The following is a 22,906-nucleotide window of genomic DNA, read 5'->3' on the forward strand; positions in this document are numbered from 1 at the left end:
GGCACTTCATCTGCCCCTGATACACCGCATTCGCGAGCAAGCCCGCTCCCACATTTTTGACCGCATTTCTATCGCAGGCTTTTTTCCAGCCAGGCTTTGAGGTCCTGTATCTCGGCCTCACTCACGGTATGCGGCATGCCCATATACCCGTGGAACTCGGGCTTCAAGCCCAACCCCAGCAACACATCATTGGCCCGCGTAGCCGCGGTGTACGGCAGCGCCTGATCCAACGTGCCATGGCCGATGAAAATGGCCAGCTTGTCCAATGCCGCATCGGGTTTCAGTTCAGCCTTGAGCACCGGTAACACGCTGCCACTCAAGGCCGCGATCCCCCGCACCAACCCGGGCTTTCGCAAGCCCACTTCGTAGGACATGATCGCGCCCTGGCTGAACCCCACCAGAAACACCCGATCGCTTTGCGTGTGATATTTGGCAGTGGCCTGGGTTACGAAGTCTTCGATCAGCCTGGCGCTGCGTTGCAAGTCAGCCGTCTCGCCATCGTAATCACCGTCGCCGGGTTTCCTGGCAAACCAGCGATAGCCACTGGGGTCGACCGACATTGGTGCGCGTACCGACAAGTAGGTCCAGGTCGATGGCAGCGCATCCTTGATGCCGAACAGATCTTCCTCGTTACTGCCGAACCCATGCAGGAAAATCACCAACGGCTGGTTGCGCGCCTCACCCTGGGTCTGCTCCAGGTACGACAGCGGCAAATCGGTGTGCAAGGTAGCGTCGGCCTGGGCAGTGCCGGCCAGCAAAGCCAATGTCAGCGCGAAGAGTTTGAACATGGGCAACCTCAAGGTTTGCGCAGCAAATAGGTATCCATGATCCAGCCATTGGCCAGGCGCGCGGCCTTGCGCACCCGTTCGATCTCCGGCGCCACCTCGGCGACTTTACCGCTGATCAGGATCTCGTCCGGCGTGCCCAGGTAAGCGCCCCAGTAAATATCCAGGTCCTGATCGGCCACGGTGCGGTAGGAATCCTCGGCATCAAGCATGACCACCAGGGTATCGGCATCACTGGCCTGCCCCGCCGCCAAACGCCGGCCGGTGGTGATCTCGATGGAGCGGCCGATACGGTTCAGTGGCACTTTGTGCTGGGCGGCCAGGGCCTGCACGCTGGTAATGCCGGGGATCACTTCGAATTCAAACGCACAGCGGCCACTGGCAAGGATCGCCTGCAGGATACGAATGGTGCTGTCGTACAACGCCGGGTCGCCCCACGCCAGGAACGCACCCACCTCGCCGTCCGCCATTTGCTCAGTGATCATCCGCTCGAAGGTTGCTTGCTTATCGCGGTTAAGGTCCTGCACGGCGGTGGTGTAATCGATATCGCCGCGCACGCGCTCGGGGCAGTCGGCCTCGACAAAACGGTAGCGCGGGTCGGTGATGTAGGTCTCGCAGATTTCACGACGCAGGTCGATCAGCTTGTCTTTGCTTTGGCCCTTGTCCATCAAGAAAAACACATCGGTACGGTTGAGCGCCTTCACGGCCTGCATCGTGATGTAGTCGGGGTTGCCGGCGCCAATGCCGATGATCAGGATGGTTTTCATGGGGTGCTCTCAGTGCGGGATGTGGATTTTGCCATGTTGTCGGCCTGCTGGGTCAAATCACTCCAGGCGCAGGCGCCATCGCCCATTGAACCTGAGTTCAGTCGACGACAACGGCTCGACATCAATCGCCCCGAACGCAGCCGGCGCGCACTGCATCACCTGCAGCAACGCGGCGCGAATCACGAACGGATGGGTTACCGCCAGTACATGGCCGGGGGTCTGTTCGAGGTTGTGCAACCAATGGCCGACGCGTTCGCAGAGTTGCGTCACGGATTCGCCACCGTGTGGCGCGGCATTGCTGTCACCCAGCCAATCCTGCAAGGCTTGGGGCTCGGACTGCTGGATGGTCTCCAGGGGCTGGCCTTGCCATCGACCAAAATCATACTCACGCAGGCACGGGTCGACTTGCGGCTGCTCGGCAAACATCCGCGCCGTCTGCCATGTACGCAACTCAGGGCCACAGACCACGCGGGGTGCTCGCTTGAATCGACCCGCCAGCGAGAGTGCCGCCTGTTGCCAATCCATATCCACGGGCTCATCCCGTGCAAAACGCCCGCGTTTCAGGGCCTGGGTGCTGGCATGGCAGATAAGTGTCAAGCGGGTGGTTCGCATCACAGCTCACTTCGGTTCGGTGCGCGGTCATCGTCGACCGGCGAGGTCCTCCCGATGTTACAACGAACAACGATCAGAAGCCCCGCCTGTCGGCCTAGGCGCCAGGATGGGCCAGGTACAAGACCTGATAGCCGATGCCAGGATGCTCCGCCTCCAGCGCGCCGGCTGACAGCGTAAACCGCACCAGCCGCCATGCCTGGACATCCAGGGCCAGGAACACGGCAAACGTATCGGTGCGCTCAGCCAGTTGTTGATTGTGGCGTTTCTGCTCGGTCAATACCTGCGCTCGGTCCGCATCGGGGGCCAGCGGCCATTCTTCCCGGTACAGACTCACCGCGCCCGACGCGGGGCCGCGCACCACGTCCACCGGCAACCAACTCTCGATATGCGGTCGACCAAAGCTGTCGAGTACTTTCTGGAAGCGCTCGCCCAGCAAAAAGTCGACCGCCTGCAACGGGTCGGCCCACAAGTACACCGACGCATAGACATTGCCCGCCGCCTGCCCACGCTCCTGGGCGATAAACGCCTTGAACAGCAACCCCTCGGTGTGATCCCACAAGGGCCCCAATTGTGCGGCGCGCTGGTGGATCACGCGCATGTCGTAGTCGGCGGGCAAGCGGTGTGAATACTGTTTGGCAAACATGGAGAGACTCCTGAGCAAGATGAGATGCCAGCTTGCGCAGCGCCTATAATTTCAACAAGATATCAATGGATATATATGAAATAAGTATTCGATATGACTGATACGAGCAAACCGCTGGATATCGACACCGTGCAAGCCTTCGTCCTGGTGGCGGATTTCGCCAGTTTCACGCGTGCCGCCGAGGCCCTGGACACCTCCCAGGCCGCCATCAGCCTCAAGCTCAAGCGCCTGGAAGAACGCCTGGGTTATCGGCTGCTGGAGCGCACGCCCCGGCATGTGCGGCTGTCGCCACAGGGTGAGCGGTTCATCGGCGCCGCCCGCACCCTGCTCAACGCCCACGAACGCGCCCTCGGTGACTTGGGCGGCCACGCAACGCGGCGGTTGGTGATCGGCATCAGCGACCACGTGGCCGGGCCGGATTTGCCCACTTGGCTCAGCCGCCTTGCCGCCTACGATCCGCTGGTGATTCTTGAAGTGCGCATCGCCTCATCTCGCGACCTGGTCGCCGCGTTCGAGCGCAACGAGCTGGACGCGGTCATCGTGCGTAACGAAGGCGATCGCCAAGATGGCGAAGTATTGGCGGTGGAGCGCTTTGGCTGGTTTGCCGCGCCGACGTGGCAACACAATCCGGATGCCCCACTGCGCATCGCAACCCTGGCAGCGCCGTGTGGTGTTCGCCAGCTGGCAACCCGAGCCCTGGATGACGCCCGCATCGACTGGACCGAAGTGTTTGTCGGCGGCGGTGTGCTGGCCGTGGGAGCGGCGGTCAGCGCCGGCCTGGGGGTGGCCGCACTGGCACACCGCGTGGCACCGGCCGGCGCGGTGGAGGTCGGCGAGCAATACGGGTTACCCGCCTTGCCCGTCAGTGAGGTCAAGCTGCACAGCCGCATCAACGACGAGCGATCCCGCGACACGCTGCGGGCCTTGAGCGCGACTTTTCGTGGGGTGCTGCAGCGCTAGAGTGGACAACGGGTAACCTGTGGCGAGGGAGCTTGCTCCCGCTGGACTGCGTAGCAGGCCCAGTCTTTTCAAAGCAAAAGCGGGGGCCGCTTCGCGACCCAGCGGCAGCAAGCTGCCTCGCCACAGTGACAGAGTTGTGCCTTAACGGCCCCCCCTCCCGTCAGGCAAGCGCCGCATTGGCCGGCACCGGCGCAGGACTACCGTTGGCCACAAAGTCCTCCCGACGCAACACCACCAGCGCAATCAACGACACCACGCCCGTGGCCACATAGAAATACCAGGGCGAGGTGATGTCGCCAGTCACCTTGATCAACCAGGTCGAGATCAACGGCGCACTGCCACCAAACACCGCCACCGGCACGTTGTACGCCACCGCAATCCCGGTGGAGCGGATACGCGTCGGCAGCAGTTCGCTCATCAGCGCATAGGTAGACGAGGCATAAAGCCCAAACAGAATCGCCACCGCCATCAGCGGCGCAAAGAACGTTGCCGGCGTGGCGGTCGGGGCCGACTTGAACAGCCAGAACATCGCCAGCGTCGCCAGTGTGCCGATCACCATCAGGAATGGCTTGCGCCCGTACTTATCGGTGAACGCACCGCCGAACGGCATCACGAAGGCCGCCGAAAAACTCGCGACAAACACATAGAGCAAGGTGGTGCCGCTGTCGAACTTGAGGATCTTGGCCATGTAGGTCGAGGCGAAGGTCAGCACCAGGTAAAAAATCGAGCTGTGCAAGGTGATGATAAAGAACACCAGGGCAATCGCCCGCTTCCACTGCCAGACTTCACGCAGTGGTGCCCGCGAGGTTTGCCCGGCGCGTTGCAGGGCCAGGAACTCAGGGCTGTCTTCAAGCTTCAAGCGGATGTACATCGAGATAAAGCCCAGCGGTGCGGCGATCAGGAATGGCACGCGCCAGGCCCATTCCTGCATCACATCGGCGCCCAGCACCCAGGTCATGCCATTGGCGACCGCGCCGCCCAGCAACAGGCCGAGTACCGCAGTCACCATCAGCCAGCACGTGGCGAAGCCACGACGGCCGGGGCCGGCGTATTCGGAGATAAAACTGGTGACGGTGCCGATCTCACCGCCTGCCGAGAAGCCCTGGACGCAACGCACCAGGATCAGCAGGATCGGCGCGGCGATGCCCAGGGTCGCGTAGCTGGGCAGCAAGCCCAGCAACACGGTGGAACCCGTCATCATCACCAGTGCCATGATCAGGGTTTTGCGGCGGCCGATCTTGTCCGCCAAGGGGCCGAAGAACAGCCCGCCCAAGGGCCGGATGAAGAAGCTCAGGGCGAACGCGGCAAAGCTTGCCAGCAGGCTGGTGGTGGGGTCATCGGAGACGAAAAACGCCTGGCCGATGTACACGGCAAGAAAGCCGTAGACGCCGTAGTCGTACCACTCGATCAAGTGGCCGGAGGTGGCGCCGAGAAACGCGCGGCGCCGCTTGCGCAGCGTGTCTTGCGGGTGAATGCCCATCGAAGGGACTCCTTGTCGGTTGTTCTATCCATGAATAAACGCGGGCTAGCGAGTGGCGGCGATACTCGCGTCTTTCAACCACTGCCGCAAGTCGGTCTTGAGGATTTTGCCGTAACTGTTCTTGGGCAACTCATCGCGGAACAGGTATTTCCTGGGTTTCTTGAAAGACGCCATGCGTGCCAAAAACCAGGCGGTCAGCTCAGCCTCGTCGAGCGGCTGGCCGCTGCGGGTCACCACAAACGCGACCACCGACTCGCCCCATTGCGCATCCGCCTCGCCCACCACGCACACTTCAAACACTTCGGGGTGCTGGGCCAGCACTTCCTCGACCTCACGCGGGTACACGTTGCTGCCGCCACTGATGATCACGTCCTTGGAACGGTCCGTGAGCGTGAGGTAACCAGCCGCATCGACAAAGCCGATATCGCCAGTCAGCAGCCAACCGTCGACCAGGGTTTGGCGGGTGGCCTCAGGGTTGCGCCAATAGCCTTGCATGACCGTGGCACCCCGCACGGCAATTTCGCCACGCTCGCCGGTCGGCACCGGCTGGTGTTGCGCATTGAGAATCTGGATCTCGACACAGGCTTGCGCATGCCCGACCGACGCCGCCAGGCTGTCCCAATCCGGGCGTTGGCGGTCGGCAATCACCGCGCGGGGCAGCACGCTGATGGTCATCGGGCTCTCGCCCTGGCCGTAGATCTGCACCAGCCGCGGGCCAAAGCTGTCGACGGCTTCACGCAGGTCGGCCAGGTACATCGGCCCGCCGCCGTAGACGATCGTCTTGATGCCTTCGCCGTGGTACCCCTGACGCCGCGCCTGCTCGACCATGCGCTTGACCATGGTCGGCGCAGCGAACAGCGACACCTTGCCCAACTGCGCCGCCAGGCCGAACAGCTCGGCCGCCTCGAAGCCGTGGGACGCCGGCACCACATGCCGTGCGCCGCAGCGCACATGAATGAAATTGTAGAGCCCGGCGCCATGGGACATCGGCGCCGCATACAGTGCCGCGTCGTCGGCACTGACCGGGTCGACATCCGTGGCGTAGCACAGCGACATGGCGATCAGGTTGCCATGGGACAACATCACGCCCTTGGAACGCCCGGTGGTACCGGAGGTGTAGAACAGCCAGGCGAGGTCCTGGTCCTGGCGCGATACCGGCTGCGCCAGGGTCGGCCAGCCACGGGTCGGTGGCAGTACGTGACCGTCGAGTTCCTTGCAGCGCGCGGGCAAATCCCGCGACGAGAATACCCGGCCGCCGTCGGTAAAGATCAGGCGCGCCTCGGCATCAGCGGCGATCCACGCCGCCTCCGCCGGATGCAACTTGGCATTGATCGGCACGGCTACCGCGCCCATCCACCAGATCGCGTAGAGCAGTTCCAGGTAGTCGCAGCTGTTCTTCATCAGCACCGCGACGGTATCGCCCGGCACCAGGCCGTGCTGGTCCACCAGGCAGGCGGCACGCTGGCGCACATGGGCGGCGAAGGTGGCGTAGTCGGCCACTTGCCGGGCGCCCTCGAACAGCGCCGGGCGCTGCGGATGGCGGCGTTGGGTGTCGTGTAGCCAATGGGCGATGTTCATGGTTCAGCTGCGCCGCGCGTGCAGGACCGAGGCGTAGTTGGCCACCGCCATGCCGCCCATGTTGAACACCAGGCCGAACTCGGGGTTGGGCACCGCCAGGCCAATCGGCTCACCGGTCAGTTGTCGAAACGCCAAGGCATGCATAGATACACCGGTCGCCCCCACCGGATGGCCCTTGGCCTTGAGCCCGCCGGAAAGGTTCACCGGCAGCCGCCCGCCCGCACGCACCACGCCGCTGTCGAGCACACGGTGGCCCTCGCCTTTGGGCGCCAGGCCCATGGCTTCGTAGATCAGCAGTTCGGCGATGGTAAAGCAGTCGTGCACCTCGGCGAAGCTCAGGTCGGCCAGGGTGATGTTGGCCCCGCGCAACGCCGAGTGGATCGCCCGTTGCGGGCCTTCGAAGGCGAGGATGTCGCGCCGGGCGATGGGCAGCGTGTCGTTGACCTGGGTCAGCGCACGAATCTGTACATCGCGGCGAAACGCCCGCGCACGCTTGGGCGACGCCAGGATAATCGCGGCGGCGCCGTCGCTGATCAGCGAGCAATCGGTCAGGCGCAGGGACTCGGCCACGAACGGGTTGCTTTGGGACACATTGTTGCAGTGCTCGAAATCCATCACCCGATGCATCTGCGCCAACGGGTTGGCCATGGCATTGGTGTGGTTCTTGGTGGCGATGGCGGCCATCGAGCCCAGCGGGCAATGGTAGCGCTCGGCGTATTGCCGGGCGGCGCGGCCGAACAATTGCGGGAAACTCAGGCCGGCTTCGGCCGGGTCGTTCTGATAACCGGCACCGGCCAGGGCCTGGGTGACGGCGGCCGTCGAGGTATGGGTCATCTTCTCGGCGCCCACCACCAGTACCAGCTCGGCGCTGCCGGAGAGGATCGCATTGACCCCGGCCTGGATCGCCGCCGAACCGGATGCACAGGCGTTTTCGCAACGGGTCGCCGGTTTGAAGCGCAGCCCCGGGTCGGCCTGCAACAGCAACGAGGCGGCAAAGCCGTCGGGCACCAGCCCTGAATTGAAGTGGCCGAGAAACAGCGCGTCAATCTCTGCCGCATCAATGGCCGCGTCCATCAGGGCTTCGCGGGTGACCTCTACGATCAGGTCCTCAAGGGTGGTGCCATCCAGGCGACCAAAACGCGAATGACCAGCGGCAACTATGGAGACGCAATCAGCAGGCATATTCAATTTCTTCTGGTGTGGGTGTAAACATTCCCTACAATGAACCACCCTGGATCGCTCGCCAATTCGTGTAACTACTTACATGGATAAGTAGTAACCGCAGCGATATACAACGAGGCAGGACGCCCAATGACTGTGTTTGAACCGCTCTTCGAAGATATCGAGCGCCTGGCGTTCCAGCTGTCGCCTGCGCCACAGATCGTTACCCGCCATCGCGTGATGGTCGACTGCAACGAAGCATTCCTGAAGCTGTTCGGCTACACCCGCGATGCCTTGGTCAACCAGTTGACCCTGCTGATTTACCCGTCCCAGGCCGATTACCACGCCATCGGCAAGCGCAGCCATGACTGGTTGCTCGACAGTGAAAACGGCTTCTACTCCGATGAACGCTTCATGCAGCACAAAAGCGGCGAAGTGTTCTGGGCCCGGTCCCATGGCTACACCCTCACCCCCAAAGACCCGTTCAAGCTGATGATCTGGCACTTCGAACGCCTGGACCGCCCTCACACCGGCACCGGCGATCTCACGCCACGAGAGCGGGAAATCGCCATGCTGATCGTCAACGGCCTCAAGTCCAAGGAAATCGCCCTGCGCCTGGGGATTTCCCACCGCACGGTAGAGGTGCACCGGGCACGGCTGATGAAAAAACTGGAGGTGAAGAACATCGTGGAGCTGGTGTCGAAGATGATTTTCGTCGGTGGCCGCAGCTGGTTATAGCCAACCATTACAAACCCCGGTCCCGCGCTGGCTACGCTGAACACTGCTCAAGAGGAGCTTCCCACGCAGCGATGTTTAAAGGACTAATACCATGGCGCACTCTGATCGTTCTTCACCTGCCACTCTCCCGCGTAAAACCCCACCGCCCGTCGAGGGCAGCGGCTCCAACCTGCTCACTCTGGACAACGCCGGCCCCGTGCAAATGGGCTTCTGGGTGCCCAACCGCATATGGGCAACCGCCAATTACCTGGTGCCCCTGCGCAACTATATCGCCGCGATGAAAAAGCCGGCACCCTGGCGCCCATGCAGCCGCAACTGGTGGCCTTCAAGCAATGGGTGACCAGCCACAGCGTGTACCGCATGTGGGTGATGTCGATGATCGAGCAGGCCAACGCCTTCGTGATGACCCTGCCCCCCCATACCCGCGACCAGATCAAGACCGAGGATGGTGACGCGGTGTGGATCGAGGGCTACGACAGTTTCTTCGAGATCCTCAACGAGATCGTCAGCACCTCGTCGTCCTTCAACGACACCGCTCAGGTGGGCACGCCCATGAATGGCTTCCTGGCGATCTCCATGGCCACCGAAGCCGGCGTTGCGCTGTTTCATGACGCCACCTTCAACCAGCAGTTCAAGCAGGTGCTCGACACTTGGAACGCCTACCTCAAGAGCCCGCAGTCGCTGGACAAACTTGACATCAACAACCCCGAGAAACCGGGCTCCTGGATCTCCAAGGCCGCCTGGAAAGCCGGGGTATGGGACCAGATGGAGTGCGACCCGAAAAAACCCGGCTACGGCTTCGATTCGTGGAACGCGTTTTTCATCCGCAAGTTCGTGCCCGGCGCGCGGCCGTTCCAGGGCGATGCCAAGACCCAAGTCAATATCGGCTGCGAGACCACGCCGTGGGAGTATCAGAAGGATATCGCCCTTGAAAGCGACTTCTGGATCAAGGACGTCAACTACTCGCTGCTGGACCTGTTCGCCGGCCAATCCACGTTGGCGAAGCTGTTTGAAGGCGGCCAGCTTTACCAGGGCTTCCTGTCGGCCACCCACTACCATCGCTGGAACGCACCACTGGACGGCACCCTCGTGCGTTCATGGGTACAGCCCGGGACTTACTTCGCCCAACGCCCGGCCCAGAAGGAAGGCCCGGGCACCTGGGAAGGCACCGAGTCACAACCCTACCTGGGCCACGTGGCGGCACGCGCGATCTTTATTTTCGAGCACCCCGCCTGCGGGTACGTGGCGTTGATCTGCATCGGCATGGTGGAGGTGTCGACCTGCATCATTGAACCGGCGTTTATCGTCGACGAAGGTGCCAGGCCGGTCACGATCAAGCGCGGTACGGAAATCGGTCACTTCGAGTTCGGCGGCTCGACCCACGTGATGGTGTTCCAACGCGACCGCGTGCGCCTGGAAGAATGGGCGGTCAAGGCCGTGGAGCATCGCCAGGCGCCCAAACCAACGCCTATGGGCAGTGTGATCGCGACGGCGCTGGTCCCGCGCAAACCCAAGGGGTCGGCGCCGAGCCACTAGGGGCAGACCACTACTACCTTGAATGGGGGTCTGACCCCGCGTGATGAGACTCTTTGTAGGAGCGAGCTTGCTCGCGAAAAACTCACAGACGCCGCGTTCATTCAGGCAACACGCCGTTATCGTTGACGTTTTTCGCGAGCAAGCTCGCTCCTACAGACGGCGATTTGCACTTCCGGTTTGTACCGCGGCTCACGCTGCCCTGCTCAGCCGGTTTTACACGTCAACCAAGCGCTCCAGAACAGGCTGCTGAAAAAACGCGTCGCATCCCCGAACCCCGCCTCATGCAACAGCTTTTGAACCGCCGCTTCAGAATGCGGAGGGTCAGCGCCTTGAAGAATTTTCCCAAGCTTGGCTTTCACTTCATCCGGGCCGGCGCCGTGCTGCCGCCAGCGTTGCCCCCAGGCAGCCAGGAGTAACGGCTGGCTGGCATAGGCATATTGATTGCCCGCCACAATCAACGGAGCCCCCGGTTTCAGACGCGCCCGAATGGCTCGCAGGATGTGTCCCTTGGCCTCGTCCCCATCGAGATGATGGAGTACACCGATCAAGGTGGCGGCGTCGTAAGACTCATCCGGCGCCAGTGCTTCAACGTGTCCAAGCACCAGTTCGGTTCTTTCGAGCAGGTCATTGGCGACCAACTGCTGCTTCGCGGTTTCAAGCATCGATTCGGAGGGGTCGACGGCGGTGAAGCGCCAACCTGGCTCAAGCCTGGCCATCGCGATAATCTCCTGCGCCGTACCGCCCGCACCGACTGCCAGGACTTTTGCCGAGTCCCGGCTGCCGAGGCTTGCCGCAAGCATGCACGCCGCCAGATCCTGACAGGCGTCATAACCGGCCAGCGCGATGCGGCTCTGGCGTCCGTACTCGTTGGCACGGGTGTTATCGAACTTTTCAACTGAGTTGGGCGATGATGAGTTCAAGGGAGTTCTCCATGTCCTTGAATCAACATAGGTCATGTGTGGCGATAATAAAAATTCATTAATTTCATGGATTGCATTCTTGCAAAGAATAACGCCGCCCCATCAATGCCAGAGCTCAAGATTGTTCATTCAACATCACGAGCACCCGGAAAATATAAGCTTGGGCCTGCGCTTACATCCGGTGATGTTCCAGCAAGAAGTCCACGAACAATCGCACCCGCGCCGGCATAGCCGCCCCGCCGACGAACACCGCATGAATCGGTTCCTGGTCCCCGGGGTTCCAGGCTTCCAACAGCGGAACCAGTTCGCCGCGCTGCAGATCCCCTCTCACGGTGAACTCGCCGATACGTGCAATGCCGGCACCGACTCGCGCAAGTTGTGCCAGCGCTTCACCACTGCTGCATTCGATGTTGCCGCTGACCTTCAGGGAAAACTCTTTTCCATCGCGGATGAACGGCCAGTTGGGTTCGGCACGCCGGAAGTTGAAGCGCAGGCAGTTGTGCTGTAGCAGGTCCTCCGGTTCCTGGGGGATACCGTGGCGCTGCAGATACTCGGGCGATGCCACCACTACCTGGCCGGTGTCGCCGATCCTGCGCGCGGTCAGCGGGCTGTCGGGCAGATGGCCAAAGCGGACCGCGACGTCGGCCTGTCCGCCGAGAATGTCGACCACTTCGTCGCCGAGGGTGAGGTCGACGACAATGTTCGGGTAACGGGCGCTGAATGCTGCGACCAAAGGAACGATGGCCAGCCGTCCATGGCCAAGAGCGGCACTGACTCGCAATCGCCCCCTGGGAACGCCTTGGTCGGCGATGGCTTCTTCGACTTCGTCCATGTCGGCCAGGATACGCCGGGCACCGCGCAGGAACGCTTCGCCCTCGGCAGTGAAGGTGATCGCTCGGGTGGTGCGCAACAGCAGGCGGGTGCCAAGACGTTGCTCGGTACGCGCGATGATCCGACTGACTGCCGAGGGTGTCAGGCCCAGTGCACGTGCGGCGGCCGACAGGCTGCCTTCCTGCGCCACGGTGGTGAACACGCTCATTTCACCTGACCTACCGTTGAAGTCCACTTGTGCCTCCTGCGCAAAGGTGATTACCAAAAATGCCAACTACCGCCTAAAAAGACTGGATCGTAGCATTAGCGGCACAGATAAGGAGCCTTCCATGCATATCAATCCACCACTTGTCGCGCTCGCCATCGGTGCCTTCGGCATCGGCGTAACAGAATTCGCCCCCATGGGCATGTTGCCGGGTATCGCTGCGGATCTGGGCGTTTCCATTCCTGCCGCCGGTTTGCTGGTCAGTGCTTATGCGTTGGGCGTATTGCTCGGCGCACCTCTGATGACCCTGACCACCGGCAGGATTCCCCGGCGCTATCTACTGATCGGGCTCATGGCAATCTTCACCCTGGGTAATCTGATGTCAGCCCTGGCCACCGATTACTACAGCCTCATGATCGCCAGGGTGGTGACCTCACTGAACCATGGTGCATTTTTTGGCGTTGGCTCCATCGTCGCCGCCAGCGTGGTCGTTCCGGAGAAACGTGCCGGGGCGGTTGCGGCGATGTTCATGGGCCTGACCCTGGCGACCATCGGTGGTGTGCCGATGGCCACCTGGTTTGGTGAACTGTTCGGTTGGCGCACCGCTTTCTGGGGAATTACCGGCCTCGGCGTGGTGACCATGGCCGCGTTGTGGTTCGCCCTGCCTAACCTGAAGACGCCGCAAAACGGCGGTGTAATGGCCGAAATTCGGGTACTGGGGCGTGGTCCGGTGCTGGGCGCGTTGGCCCTGACCGTAGTCGGATCCAGCGCAATGTTTACCGTCTTCACCTACATCGCGCCGATCCTCAGCAGCGAGACCCATGGTTCCACCGCCTACATCACTGCCATGCTGATGCTTTTTGGCGTGGGGTTGACGCTGGGCAATCTGTGGGGCGGCAAGGCCGCGGACCGCTCGATAGATCGCACCTTGATCGTCTCGCTCAGCGTTCTGATTCTCGTCTTGCTGGCGTTTACCCTGCTGATGCGTTGGCCGGTGCCGGCTGCTCTGGCCATCCTGGTATGGGGTATCGCCAGTTTCGCCCTGGTGCCGCCGCTACAGATGCGCGTCATGGAAGCAGCGAAGGACGCGCCCAACCTGGCCTCTGCGGTGAACATTGGCGCCTTTAATTTTGGCAACGCGATTGGCGCGGCGCTGGGCGGAGCTGTGATCAACGCGGGTCTGGGTTACCCGGCGATTGCCCTGGCCGGAGCGGCGATGGCTGCCCTGGGGTTGCTGATGGTGTTGGCGTATGCCTGGCGTTCCAGAACGATGGAAGCAGCAGTGGTGTGACGAAGATGAGGGGGAACTGCTCCCGATAGCGGGGCATCAGTCATAAATATGCTGACCGACAGGCCGCCGTCGGGAGCAAGCACCCTCCCACAAATTGTGTGCAGGCAAGCCAACCCTCATTCCACTTGTGCCGCATAGTGACCTGCATTATCAAGCGCTGGCGCCCTGCACACCGCATAACCCTGTGGGAGGGGGCTTGCTCCCGATAGTGGGGCACCAGTCACAAATAAGCTGACTGACACGCCGCTATCGGGAGCAAGCACCACAAGTCTGGACGTTCTGTTATAAACAGCCCTCTCAAATCACGGACGACGACCATGCAGATACGCGAGATGACTCACGACGACTTACCCGGCGCCAACGCCCTGTGCCTGGAGGCGTTCATGCTCGCGGTTGCGCCCTCGCTGTCGGCGCAGGGCGTGGAAACCTTCGTCAAGGTGGCCGCACAGCAGGCGTTTGCCGAACGAATGGTGGGTGACAACCTGATGCTGGTTTGTGTCGCAGAGGGACGCTTGACGGGGCTGATCGAGCTCAAGGAAGGGCGACATGTGACGATGCTGTTCGTTACACCGGGCTCGCAGCGCCGTGGCGTTGGCAGGCGCCTCGTGAACGCGGCGCTGGAGCAGGCCAGGACCAATGTGGTGACGGTGAGGGCGTCGTTGTCCTCGGTGGCCGCTTATGAACGTTACGGTTTTACGTTGGCGGGGGACGTTGGCGAGTTTGCCGGGCTGGTCTATCAGCCGATGGAAAAGCAGCTGACTGCTTGAGAGCCTGCTTTCAGTACCAGTAGCTGCCGCTAACGACCCAAAAAGGGACGGATTTATTTTCCGCCTCAGCGTTGCGAAGCCTTGGCTCGACGACGCCAATGCCGCACTACCGCCGTGAGGGCGACGAGTGCCAACACCCCGAGAAAGATCGGCAGGCGATACGGCTTCAAATCACCCAGCAAATGCTGTAACGCCTCGCCGGCCCAATATCCGGCGCCGACGAACAGGGTTGCCCAGATCGCCGCACTCAGCACATTGATCAGCGCGAAACGCCAGGGGGCCAGACCGCTTGCGCCTATCACCATGGGGCCTACAAGGCGCATTCCGTAGAGAAAGCGTACGGCGAATACAGACGTCATGGGGTGGCGGTGGATCAGGCCCTCGACCCGTTCGATTGCAGAGCGATGTCGCTTGAGTTTCGGCAGCAAGCGCTCACCGGAATAACGCCCGGTCCAGAACAGCAACTGATCACCCAATAGGCCGCCCAGCGTGGCCCAACCGATCACATGCAGCGTTTGCAAGGTGCCCTGATGGGCTGCCATTCCACCGAGGATCAGAACGGTTTCGCCTTCCAGCAGGCAGCCGATAAAAATGACCCAGTAGCCGTAGACGGCTATCAGCGCATTGAGGTCTAGATGTTCGAGCATGCGATCTCTCTTGCGGAATGCGAGCGCGTCCGGTTGTTCATAGATATTTAGCTACGTTAGTTCGGCGGCAATCACAGCAAGTTCCCTTACCTACAGTTGAAACGATTTCTGCATCGCGCGCGCCAGCATTTGCCGGTTTCATCCCCACGAGATGCCGGACTGCGCGTGAATACAACGTCAGCAGGGTGAGGCTCATCGCAAGGTCACTCCAGTCCATGTCTCACCCCCGCACCAAAATGAACGATGAGGTTGCAACAATGACTATCTCGCGAAAATCCCCCGAGCCTCAAACCTTGAGGCCATTAACCGCAGCAGGGGCTTGAACGTGAACCTCTGTTTTTTCAATCTTATGCAGAGGGCCTGCGCTAACGCTCCAGAGCAATGGCATCAGCTCCAGTAGCAATGCGCATCGGTGAGGTGGGGTCGTTCGCTGCACGCCATATCGCTTCGGTGACGTCTTGGGCCTCAGTGACGACAGTGGATTGCGACCACTCGGTAAACACCCGCTGCGCCAGATCGGAGTAAGCCTCTGGGATGCTTCCTTGCATTCGTGGTTGCGCATTTTTACCGAAGTCTGTCGTAGGAGCACGCCCCGGCAGCACCAGGCTCATCCGAACATTGAACGGTTCAAGCTCCAGCGCCAGAGACTCGGTGAAGGCATTCACCGCAGCCTTGCTGGCGGTATAGACACTTAGCAGGGGTAACGACTTCATCGTGACGCTTGAGGTGACATTGACCACAACCCCGGACTTACGTTGCCGAAACTGCGGTAGCACCGCTTGAGTCATCGCCATGGTGCCAAAGGTGTTGGTTTCAAAAATGCCACGAATCGCTTGCATCGAGATGCCTTCAAGGGCCCCGAGCAAACCGATGCCGGCATTGTTGACCAGCACATCAATGGGGCCGGCAGCCTTTACGACCTGTTGAATGCTGTCGGGGTCTGTGACGTCCAGGGGCAGCACGCGCAAATGCTCGGAGGCGTCCAAGAGTTTTTCGTTCGGGTTGCGCATCGTCGCAATGACCTTCCAGTCACGCTCGAGGAAATATTGCGCAGTGGCCAGACCAAAGCCGGAGGAGCAGCCGGTAATCAGCACAGTCTTCATGGAAGTTTCCATTCGTTGATTGACAGGACTGCAACGATAGGCTGTCGTGGTCGGACTTAATATCATCGCCAGTCCGCGAATCTTTCGCAGGAGTCCGAGATGTTCGACCCGCTCACCGAAGTCGTCACCCTGCTGCAACCCGGTGCCTCGCTATCCAAGGTCGTCACCGGTGCCGGCGCCTGGCGCGTTCGACGCTCGGTGTACGGGCAACCCTTTTACTGCGCGATTCTCGAAGGGGGTTGCAGGCTTTCAGTGGCCGGGAATCCGGCCCTGAGTTTGCAAGCCGGTGACTTCGTGCTGATCCCGGCCGCCTACGACTTCACGATGATGAGTGTCGAGCCGCTGGCCGCCGAAGACGCCGATACCGTGCCTGTAGAGTTACGGCCGCGGCACATCCTGGTGGGTACACCCGATATTGCGGCCGACGTTCAATTACTGGTAGGCCACTGCACCTTCGGCTCGCCGGACGCTGAGTTACTGATAACCCTGCTGCCCCAACTGATCCATGTTCGCGGCGAACGCCGACTGACCGTGCTGGTGGAACTGCTCACCGAGGAAGCGCGTGGGCAGCGCCCGGGGCGGGATGTCATCCTGGCACACCTGCTTGAAGTGCTGTTCATCGAAGCCCTGCGGTCTACCGCCACCGAAACCGCACCCGCCGGCCTGTTGCGCGGGCTCGCGGACGAACGTCTGGCGGTGGCAATACGCCGAATTCATGAGCGCCCGAACCAGCCATGGACAGTGGTGCAACTGGCCCGAGAAGCGGCCCTCTCCCGCTCCACCTTCTTCGAGCGCTTCAAACAAGCGATGGGCATGGCCCCCATGACCTATCTGCTGACGTGGCGAATGGCCCTGGCCAAAAACCTGCTGCGTACACGAGACGACAGCATTGCCGAAATCGCGCAACGGGTCGGCTACAGCTCCGTGAGCGCCTTCAGTGTTGCCTTTACACGCTATACGGGCATTACGCCTGGACGCTATTGGCAAGCAGTCATCGCTGAATGATCCCCGGAAACAATAGTGGTCTGGCAGCTGTTTCTCGTCACGGCCAGGACACGGGGGATCGGCTTACGCAATTTCGGACTTTCACAAAAATTTTGCTCAACTACGCTGTGTTCATCTGAATCCGTTTTCCCCATGGATGGCCTCAATATGCACCTTGATAGGCCGATAGGATTGGTATCACTCAAGAGGCGGTTTCCCATGTTCAACAACAAGTTCAAGAAGCAGCTTGAAGCGCAGGCAAGCGAGCTGTCGGAGCTGCGCCAACTGCGCGATGGTTTGAACCGTGAAATGCTGAGGCTAAGTATCGATTCCACCTTCAAAATTACGGCCTGCAACGAAAACTTTGCCAATGCGTTGGGCTATACCCCGGACCGGCTGACAGGCCGCCCCATGGCCGAGATCGTGCCGCAGTACGTTTCCAAGCTGCCATGCTTTCATAACTTTCGCGCGGCAGTGGCCGCAGGCAAGTCCATCACCGATGAGTACCGGTACCTGCATGCCGATGGCTCGTTAGTGTGGATTCATGCCCATTGGCAGCCCATCACGGATGAGAGCGGCCAGTTGAGCCACATCACGTGCTACGCCACGAACATTACCTCCCGCGTAGAAAAAGCATCGGAAAACGCCTCTTTCATTGAGGCGTTGCTTCGCTCGACGGCGGTGATCGAGTTCGATCTTTCCGGGCATGTGCTGACGGCCAATGAGCGGTTTCTACAGGCGATGGGCTACAGCCTGGCACAAGCAAAAGGCAGCCATCACCGTATTTTCTGTAAACCAGAGGAAACTTCGTCCCAGGCCTACAAGGATTTCTGGTCAACGTTGAACCGGGGTGAATTTGTGGCCGGCCGGTTTGAACGTTTAGACAGTCACGGCCAAACCGTATGGTTGGAAGCCACCTACAACCCGGTTTACGACACCGAAGGCAACCTTTGCAAAGTGGTGAAATTTGCCACGGTGGTGACCGATCAGGTCGCCCGTGAAGAGGAAGTCAGCGGAGCGGCCCAGACCGCATTTGAAATATCTCAGCAAACGGATGTCAGCGCTCAACGCGGCGCAGTCGTGGTCAACGACACGATGCACACCATGCGTAAAATCGCCGTTGATATGCAGGCTGCGTCCGGGGGAGTCGAAGCGCTTGGCAAACAGTCACTGTTGATCAGCTCGATTATCCAGACGATCAGCAGCATCGCCCAGCAAACCAATCTTCTGGCGTTGAATGCTGCGATTGAAGCGGCTCGCGCAGGTGAGCAAGGGCGAGGTTTTGCGGTGGTGGCGGATGAAGTTCGCCAACTGGCTGGACGCACCAGCACGGCCACGGAAGAAATCGCCTCGGTCGTCTTGCAAAACCAGAAGCTGGTGGATGAGACCGTTGCGGAGATGGCAAACAGCAAGAATCAGGCTGAACAAGGTCTTGAACTGGCCACACAGGCAGGCCAGGTGATTGTTGAAATTCAGGATGGCGCCAAGCAAGTGGTCGATGCGGTGGGCCGGTTTGCGACGCAGTTGGCTTAGCGAGCGAGGTGGGCCGCAGGCGACCTCGCTCAGGCTGGGACGGCCCTTGGCCCACGAGGCCGGGTCGTTTCAGTCGAAGTTGAGCAAGTCCTTGAAAATCAGCTGGCCCCAGCTATTTCCACGCGGCCCAACATGCGGACGCCGGTGCACACCCCGCCCAAGCATTTAAATGCTCCCGACTTTACTCACCTGATCCAGGGCCGTCGGTCAAAGCGTAGACACGGTCCCCCCGTCGATACGGTACTCAGCCCCCGAGATCGAGGCGGCAAGCGGTGACGCCAGGAAGCTGATCAGATCGGCCACCTCTTGAGGCTTGGCTGGCCTGCCCAGTGGAATTCCGCCGATCGATCTCATGACAATGCGCTTGCCGCCTTCGTAATCTGTTCCAGCCTGGGCCGCCAGCCGCTCTGCCAGCCTTACGGACGCTTCGGTTTCAATCCACCCTGGCGCGACGCTCAGCACACGAACGCCTTTGGGCATGACCTCTTTTGCAAGGGACTTACTGTACGTGGTGAGGGCCGCCTTTGCGGCAGCATAGGCGGTGGTGGCTTCGGGCAGAGGCATCAGGCGCTGGATCGAGCTCACGTGAATGATCACACCTGAACCTTGGGCAAGCATGGCGGGCAAGAGGGCTCGATCAAGACGGACTGCGGGCATCAGATTCAAGTTCAGTTCCGCCAGCCAGTGTTCATCCGTGAGGGCAGCAAACCCGCCACCGGGGGTCTCTGAACCCCCGAGCACATTGATCACCACATCGACCCCGCCCCACTCCTTGTGAACTGCCTGTGCGAGGTGCGCCACGCCTGCGGACGTCGTCAGATCCGCCGGGATGTAAGTGACACCCTCCACCGCTTGTGCCGGCATGACGCGCGCTGATGTCGCCACGCGTGCACCGGCCTCCACCAGGCGTTGTACAACGGCGGCGCCAAGGCCCTTCGTGCCGCCGGTCACCACCGCCCGTAGCGCGTTAAGCCGAAGATCCAGGCTCATAGGGTAACCTCCAGGCTTGCAATCAGATTCTGCTCAAGACGGAACAAGAACTTGAGATCAATCGGGCTGCCTGAAAAATTGCCGGCCACGTGGCAGTGAACAGCAATCACATCCCCCATCCGTTCCATCAAGAAAGGCTCCGTAGTGCAGGTGTAAAGGGTTGATGCCTCGGCCTTCCATGCCGCGATGGCATCGCGGCCGGTGTGGGTCTGCCCCTTGTCTCTGACCACGCCCTGCAAGGTGAAACAGCGAGCGACGGCATCGGGGCCTTGGCTATCCGCGGCGAAATACGCGGCGATGGGATCTGGAAGAGTAAGCACTGACATGAGGGACTCCTTGATTGGGACGGCTCATAGGATGTGCCCTGGCGATCCTTTCAAGAATCCTCCAAAATCAGCATTGGCTATTTAGAGAACAATGCATAATGCGCGGATCAGAATTTGCTGAGCTAAAGGCCTTTGTCGCCATAGTGGAGCGTAAAAGCTTCGCAAGAGCCGCAGAGCACCTGGGCCTGTCGCCCTCTGCACTCAGCCAGACCATCCGACAGCTCGAAGACCGTATCGGCGCACGCCTGCTGAACCGCACGACTCGAAGCGTCGCGCCCTCGGCGAGTGGCGAGCAACTCTACTCGCGCATAGCCCCGATGTTTCGAGAGATCGCCGCAGCCGTGGCCCAAGCCAGCGAGACCACAGGTCAGATGAGTGGCACGTTGCGCATCAACACGCTCGGGATCGCAGCAAGGACCATCATTGCCCCCAGGCTGTCACGCTTCCAGCATGCACACCCTGATGTGGTACTCGATATCGTGGTTGACGATACGCTGACAGACATCGTCGCCGGCCGCTTTGACGCGGGTATCCGCGTAGGTGGGCAACTTGAAAAAGACATGGTTGCCGTTCGGCTCACCCCCGACTTGAAGATGATGGCCGTGGCGTCCCCCGATTATCTCGCGCATCGAGGCACACCCCACTCCCCCGTCGACTTGCACGAACATGCGTGCATCAACTGGCGGCTTCAGTCGGACGGCAAACCCTATCGCTGGGAGTTCAAGAAACGAGGGCAGTTGTTCGAAATCGCGGTGGATGGCCCTGTTGTCACCAATCACCCTGATATCGGCGTTGCAGCGGCGCTGCAAGGCCTCGGCATCGCCTACCATTTTGAGCAAGACGGCGTGGGTGAACTCCTGGCCCAAGGAAAGCTGGTTCAGGTGCTTGCAGACTGGTCGATCACACGTCCGGGACTGTTTCTCTACTACTCGAACAGGCGGCACAGACCGGCTGCCCTCGGTGCATTCATTGACTGCCTGTTGGATCGCGAGCCGTTCGATCAAACGCCGCCGAGGTCTGCTGACAGACTCTGAGGCCCAGGGTCACGCGACGTCATCAAGCCGATAAAAGAAATCGCCAGGGCCAAGCCAATGGTGGTGGTGACTTCGGTACGGTGCTCCGGGGTGAACATCATCACCGCCAGCGCTGCGCAGATGAACACAATGACCAGCCACGTCAGCCATGGAAACAGCCACATACGGAACGTCAGCTCGACGTTGCGCTGGCGTAATAGACGGCGCATACGCAACTGCGAGACCGCAATCGCCAGGTACACCAGCAAGGCAATCGCGCCGGAACTGGCCAGCAGGAACTCGAACAGTCCGGCAGGCATGAAGTAGCTCCACACAGTGATCGACGCACCGAGCACGGTACTGGCAATCACCGCTGCACGCGGCACGCCTGCCGCAGAGGTCGCCTTCAGGGCCTTGGGCGCATCGCCGCGACGCCCCAGCGAGTACAACATGCGCGAGGCGATGTAGATCGAGGAGTTCATGCAACTGGCCACGGCAATCAGCACGACGACGTCGACCATGAACTTGGCATGGGGGATGTTCATGATTTCCAGGGCGCGCTGATAAGAACCTACCGAGGCCAGCAGCGGGTCATTCCAGGGCACTACGGAGATGACCACAAAGATCGAGAGCAGGTAAAACACGCCGATACGCCAGATCACCGAGCGCGTAGCCTTGGCGATATTCTGCGCCGGGTTATTCGATTCGGCTGCCGCGATGGTCACCGCTTCAGTGCCGATAAAGCTGAACATGATAGTGATGAAAGCGCCGACCACCGCCGACAGGCCGTTGGGCGCAAACCCGCCGTGCTCAGCCATCAGGCCGCTCAGCCCACTGACCTCGTGATCGGGCACCCAGCCCATCAACACCGCAAAGCCGACACCGATGAAGCCGATGATCGCCACCACCTTGGCCATGGCGAACCAGAACTCGAACTCACCATACTTGGACACGCTGAACAGGTTGGTCACCACCAGCGCAATGATCGAACCCAACGCGAACAACCAGGCATCGACCTGCGCAAACCATTGGTTCAACACATGCCCGGCCGCCAACGCTTCGATAGGAATCACCAGCACCCAGAACCACCAGTAAAGCCAGCCAATGGTGAAGCCAGCCCAGCGCCCGATGGCTTGGTCGGCATAGGTGGAGAACGACCCGGTGTCCGGATTGGCCACCGCCATTTCGCCGAGCATGCGCATGACCAGCACCACGAGCAGCCCCGAGAAGAGATAAGCCAGCAGCACCGCCGGGCCCGCCGCCGCAATGGCATGGCCGGACCCCACAAACAAACCGGCGCCGATGATTCCGGCGATGGACAACATGGTGACATGACGAGGCTTGAAGCCCTGCGCCAATTGGCTACTCGAATCCATTGAGTTCGGGCTGATCATTGGTTTTTTTATTCTCTGCTGATCGACATTTGGCGAGTGGAGTCAGTTAACGATGACTATCGCGGCCTGGTGAGCTTCCCGAAAAAGAGGCCCGTACAACCGCCGCAGTTCTTATCGGACCCATCGTCATGATGTGGTCGGTTTGGTGGAAAGACACTTCACAGTACTTGGCCCATGCGCTGACTGAGTAGCCTGATTGCGCCATGGTCATGTCTGATATCGACACGTCAGGAGGGTTTGTTCGCGGTGGGAACCGGCGGGTCACAAGAGACTGAGGATAATTATATTGGCTTGTTGAGTGTTCTTTTAACGAGGGTGATCGCTGAGAGTCCGCTGTTTACCGATTTCAACCTTCTGATGGTTGGGAGGGATTGGTCAAAAGCGGATGCTCATGAATGGCGACTTTCGGCCAAAAGCGGACGCTTACGTAGGGGGCAATCAACCCAGACTCAACCATAGACACACTACCAACGACTTCGTAACATCCGTGCAGATCTTTTCGCTTTTTGTCCGCTGCCCGCGTCGCGTTTCTAACGCTGGACTCAACTGGCTCAAGGGGGCTACGCATGGACCTGGAATTTTATACGCCACATGTGTTGCCATACCTATAGTAATGTGGCAATCACACTAGCTTTTCTGGAA

22 protein-coding genes and 2 pseudogenes are annotated in these 22,906 nt (G+C 60.6%); 10 read left to right on the forward strand and 14 right to left on the reverse strand.

The window, feature by feature from the left end; all coding sequences use genetic code 11:
* Positions 1-68: 68 nt before the first annotated feature.
* The 4 genes from ACQRBV_RS24120 to ACQRBV_RS24135 all read right to left on the reverse strand — a co-directional run bounded on the left by ACQRBV_RS24120 (position 69) and on the right by ACQRBV_RS24135 (position 2,807).
* Entirely contained in the window at positions 69-788 is a 720-nt protein-coding gene (locus ACQRBV_RS24120; protein ID WP_411984618.1) for an alpha/beta hydrolase, read from the reverse strand.
* 8 nt (positions 789-796) lie between these two features.
* Positions 797-1,552 carry a precorrin-6A synthase (deacetylating) gene (cobF, locus tag ACQRBV_RS24125; RefSeq protein ID WP_411984619.1) on the reverse strand — a complete coding sequence of 252 codons (756 nt, stop codon included), beginning with the start codon at positions 1,550-1,552 and terminating at the stop codon, positions 797-799.
* A 57-nt stretch (positions 1,553-1,609) separates the two neighbouring features.
* Positions 1,610-2,164 (reverse strand): histidine phosphatase family protein, encoded by a 555-nt coding sequence (locus tag ACQRBV_RS24130; protein WP_411984620.1) that lies wholly within the window; start codon positions 2,162-2,164, stop codon positions 1,610-1,612.
* A 94-nt stretch (positions 2,165-2,258) separates the two neighbouring features.
* Positions 2,259-2,807: a DUF4865 family protein gene (locus ACQRBV_RS24135; protein WP_198763064.1), complete on the reverse strand. Its 549-nt coding sequence runs from the start codon at positions 2,805-2,807 to the stop codon at positions 2,259-2,261.
* Positions 2,808-2,900: 93 nt separating this feature from the next.
* Between ACQRBV_RS24135 and ACQRBV_RS24140 the strand changes: the two genes are divergently transcribed.
* Positions 2,901-3,767, forward strand: coding sequence for a LysR family transcriptional regulator (locus tag ACQRBV_RS24140; protein ID WP_411984621.1), 867 nt, complete (start codon positions 2,901-2,903; stop codon positions 3,765-3,767).
* Positions 3,768-3,927: 160 nt separating this feature from the next.
* Here the strand turns inward: ACQRBV_RS24140 and ACQRBV_RS24145 are convergent, their stop codons facing one another.
* The 3 genes from ACQRBV_RS24145 to ACQRBV_RS24155 are packed head-to-tail and all read right to left on the reverse strand — an operon-like array spanning position 3,928 to position 8,007.
* Entirely contained in the window at positions 3,928-5,247 is a 1,320-nt protein-coding gene (locus ACQRBV_RS24145; RefSeq protein ID WP_411984622.1) for an MFS transporter, read from the reverse strand.
* Between the two features lie 45 nt (positions 5,248-5,292).
* Entirely contained in the window at positions 5,293-6,825 is a 1,533-nt protein-coding gene (locus ACQRBV_RS24150; RefSeq protein ID WP_090371783.1) for a class I adenylate-forming enzyme family protein, read from the reverse strand.
* Between the two features lie 3 nt (positions 6,826-6,828).
* Positions 6,829-8,007, reverse strand: a complete 1,179-nt coding sequence (locus ACQRBV_RS24155) for an acetyl-CoA acetyltransferase (protein WP_060755375.1) — start codon at positions 8,005-8,007, stop codon at positions 6,829-6,831.
* Between the two features lie 129 nt (positions 8,008-8,136).
* Between ACQRBV_RS24155 and ACQRBV_RS24160 the strand changes: the two genes are divergently transcribed.
* The 3 genes from ACQRBV_RS24160 (at position 8,137) to ACQRBV_RS24170 (ending at position 10,260) form a co-directional block, all read left to right on the forward strand.
* Positions 8,137-8,724, forward strand: coding sequence for a LuxR C-terminal-related transcriptional regulator (locus ACQRBV_RS24160; protein WP_090371786.1), 588 nt, complete (start codon positions 8,137-8,139; stop codon positions 8,722-8,724).
* A 91-nt stretch (positions 8,725-8,815) separates the two neighbouring features.
* Entirely contained in the window at positions 8,816-9,064 is a 249-nt protein-coding gene (locus tag ACQRBV_RS24165) for a hypothetical protein (protein WP_411984623.1), read from the forward strand.
* The gene (locus ACQRBV_RS24170; protein ID WP_411984624.1) at positions 9,028-10,260 is read left to right on the forward strand and encodes a phophatidylserine decarboxylase associated domain-containing protein; all 1,233 of its coding nucleotides are present in this window, start codon (positions 9,028-9,030) and stop codon (positions 10,258-10,260) included. Before ACQRBV_RS24165 ends, ACQRBV_RS24170 begins: the two co-directional genes overlap by 37 nt.
* Before the next feature lie 203 nt (positions 10,261-10,463).
* Here the strand turns inward: ACQRBV_RS24170 and ACQRBV_RS24175 are convergent, their stop codons facing one another.
* Together ACQRBV_RS24175 and ACQRBV_RS24180 are read right to left on the reverse strand one after the other, a co-directional pair.
* Complete coding sequence (locus ACQRBV_RS24175) at positions 10,464-11,180, reverse strand: class I SAM-dependent methyltransferase (protein ID WP_411984625.1); 717 nt, start codon at positions 11,178-11,180, stop codon at positions 10,464-10,466.
* A 172-nt stretch (positions 11,181-11,352) separates the two neighbouring features.
* On the reverse strand, positions 11,353-12,246 hold the full coding sequence (locus tag ACQRBV_RS24180; protein ID WP_060755379.1) for a LysR family transcriptional regulator: 894 nt from the start codon (positions 12,244-12,246) through the stop codon (positions 11,353-11,355).
* Positions 12,247-12,340: 94 nt separating this feature from the next.
* Here ACQRBV_RS24180 and ACQRBV_RS24185 point away from each other — a divergent pair, with 94 nt between their 5' ends.
* Positions 12,341-13,507, forward strand: a complete 1,167-nt coding sequence (locus ACQRBV_RS24185; protein ID WP_060755380.1) for an MFS transporter — start codon at positions 12,341-12,343, stop codon at positions 13,505-13,507.
* A 317-nt stretch (positions 13,508-13,824) separates the two neighbouring features.
* A complete protein-coding gene (locus ACQRBV_RS24190; RefSeq protein ID WP_205345549.1) occupies positions 13,825-14,274 on the forward strand; it encodes a GNAT family N-acetyltransferase in 450 nt (149 codons plus the stop codon).
* A 65-nt stretch (positions 14,275-14,339) separates the two neighbouring features.
* On the opposite strand, the gene ACQRBV_RS24195 is transcribed toward ACQRBV_RS24190, so the two are convergent.
* Positions 14,340-14,921, reverse strand: a complete 582-nt coding sequence (locus tag ACQRBV_RS24195) for a DedA family protein (RefSeq protein WP_060755381.1) — start codon at positions 14,919-14,921, stop codon at positions 14,340-14,342.
* A gap of 365 nt (positions 14,922-15,286) precedes the next feature.
* Positions 15,287-16,024: an SDR family oxidoreductase gene (locus ACQRBV_RS24200; protein WP_411984626.1), complete on the reverse strand. Its 738-nt coding sequence runs from the start codon at positions 16,022-16,024 to the stop codon at positions 15,287-15,289.
* 99 nt (positions 16,025-16,123) lie between these two features.
* Here ACQRBV_RS24200 and ACQRBV_RS24205 point away from each other — a divergent pair, with 99 nt between their 5' ends.
* The 3 genes and pseudogenes from ACQRBV_RS24205 to ACQRBV_RS24215 form a co-directional block, all read left to right on the forward strand.
* Complete coding sequence (locus ACQRBV_RS24205; protein ID WP_411984627.1) at positions 16,124-17,029, forward strand: AraC family transcriptional regulator; 906 nt, start codon at positions 16,124-16,126, stop codon at positions 17,027-17,029.
* Positions 17,030-17,317: 288 nt separating this feature from the next.
* Positions 17,318-18,004 (forward strand): annotated as a pseudogene (locus tag ACQRBV_RS24210) (PAS domain-containing protein); the annotation flags it as partial.
* A 102-nt stretch (positions 18,005-18,106) separates the two neighbouring features.
* Positions 18,107-18,541: pseudogene (locus tag ACQRBV_RS24215) on the forward strand (methyl-accepting chemotaxis protein); the annotation flags it as partial.
* Between the two features lie 207 nt (positions 18,542-18,748).
* Here the strand turns inward: ACQRBV_RS24215 and ACQRBV_RS24220 are convergent.
* Both ACQRBV_RS24220 and ACQRBV_RS24225 read right to left on the reverse strand, forming a co-directional pair.
* On the reverse strand, positions 18,749-19,531 hold the full coding sequence (locus ACQRBV_RS24220) for an SDR family oxidoreductase (RefSeq protein WP_411984628.1): 783 nt from the start codon (positions 19,529-19,531) through the stop codon (positions 18,749-18,751).
* Complete coding sequence (locus ACQRBV_RS24225; protein ID WP_198763521.1) at positions 19,528-19,857, reverse strand: nuclear transport factor 2 family protein; 330 nt, start codon at positions 19,855-19,857, stop codon at positions 19,528-19,530. Before ACQRBV_RS24225 ends, ACQRBV_RS24220 begins: the two co-directional genes overlap by 4 nt.
* Before the next feature lie 98 nt (positions 19,858-19,955).
* Between ACQRBV_RS24225 and ACQRBV_RS24230 the strand changes: the two genes are divergently transcribed.
* On the forward strand, positions 19,956-20,891 hold the full coding sequence (locus ACQRBV_RS24230; RefSeq protein ID WP_411984629.1) for a LysR substrate-binding domain-containing protein: 936 nt from the start codon (positions 19,956-19,958) through the stop codon (positions 20,889-20,891).
* Here ACQRBV_RS24230 and gabP read toward each other — a convergent pair.
* Positions 20,858-22,264: a GABA permease gene (gene gabP / locus ACQRBV_RS24235; RefSeq protein ID WP_411984630.1), complete on the reverse strand. Its 1,407-nt coding sequence runs from the start codon at positions 22,262-22,264 to the stop codon at positions 20,858-20,860. The two genes, ACQRBV_RS24230 and gabP, sit on opposite strands and share 34 nt — an antisense overlap.
* Positions 22,265-22,906 lie beyond the last annotated feature (642 nt).

The organism is Pseudomonas sp. R11F (genome assembly GCF_050312575.1).
In the GTDB taxonomy this organism is placed as follows: Bacteria; Pseudomonadota; Gammaproteobacteria; order Pseudomonadales; family Pseudomonadaceae; genus Aquipseudomonas; species Aquipseudomonas palleroniana.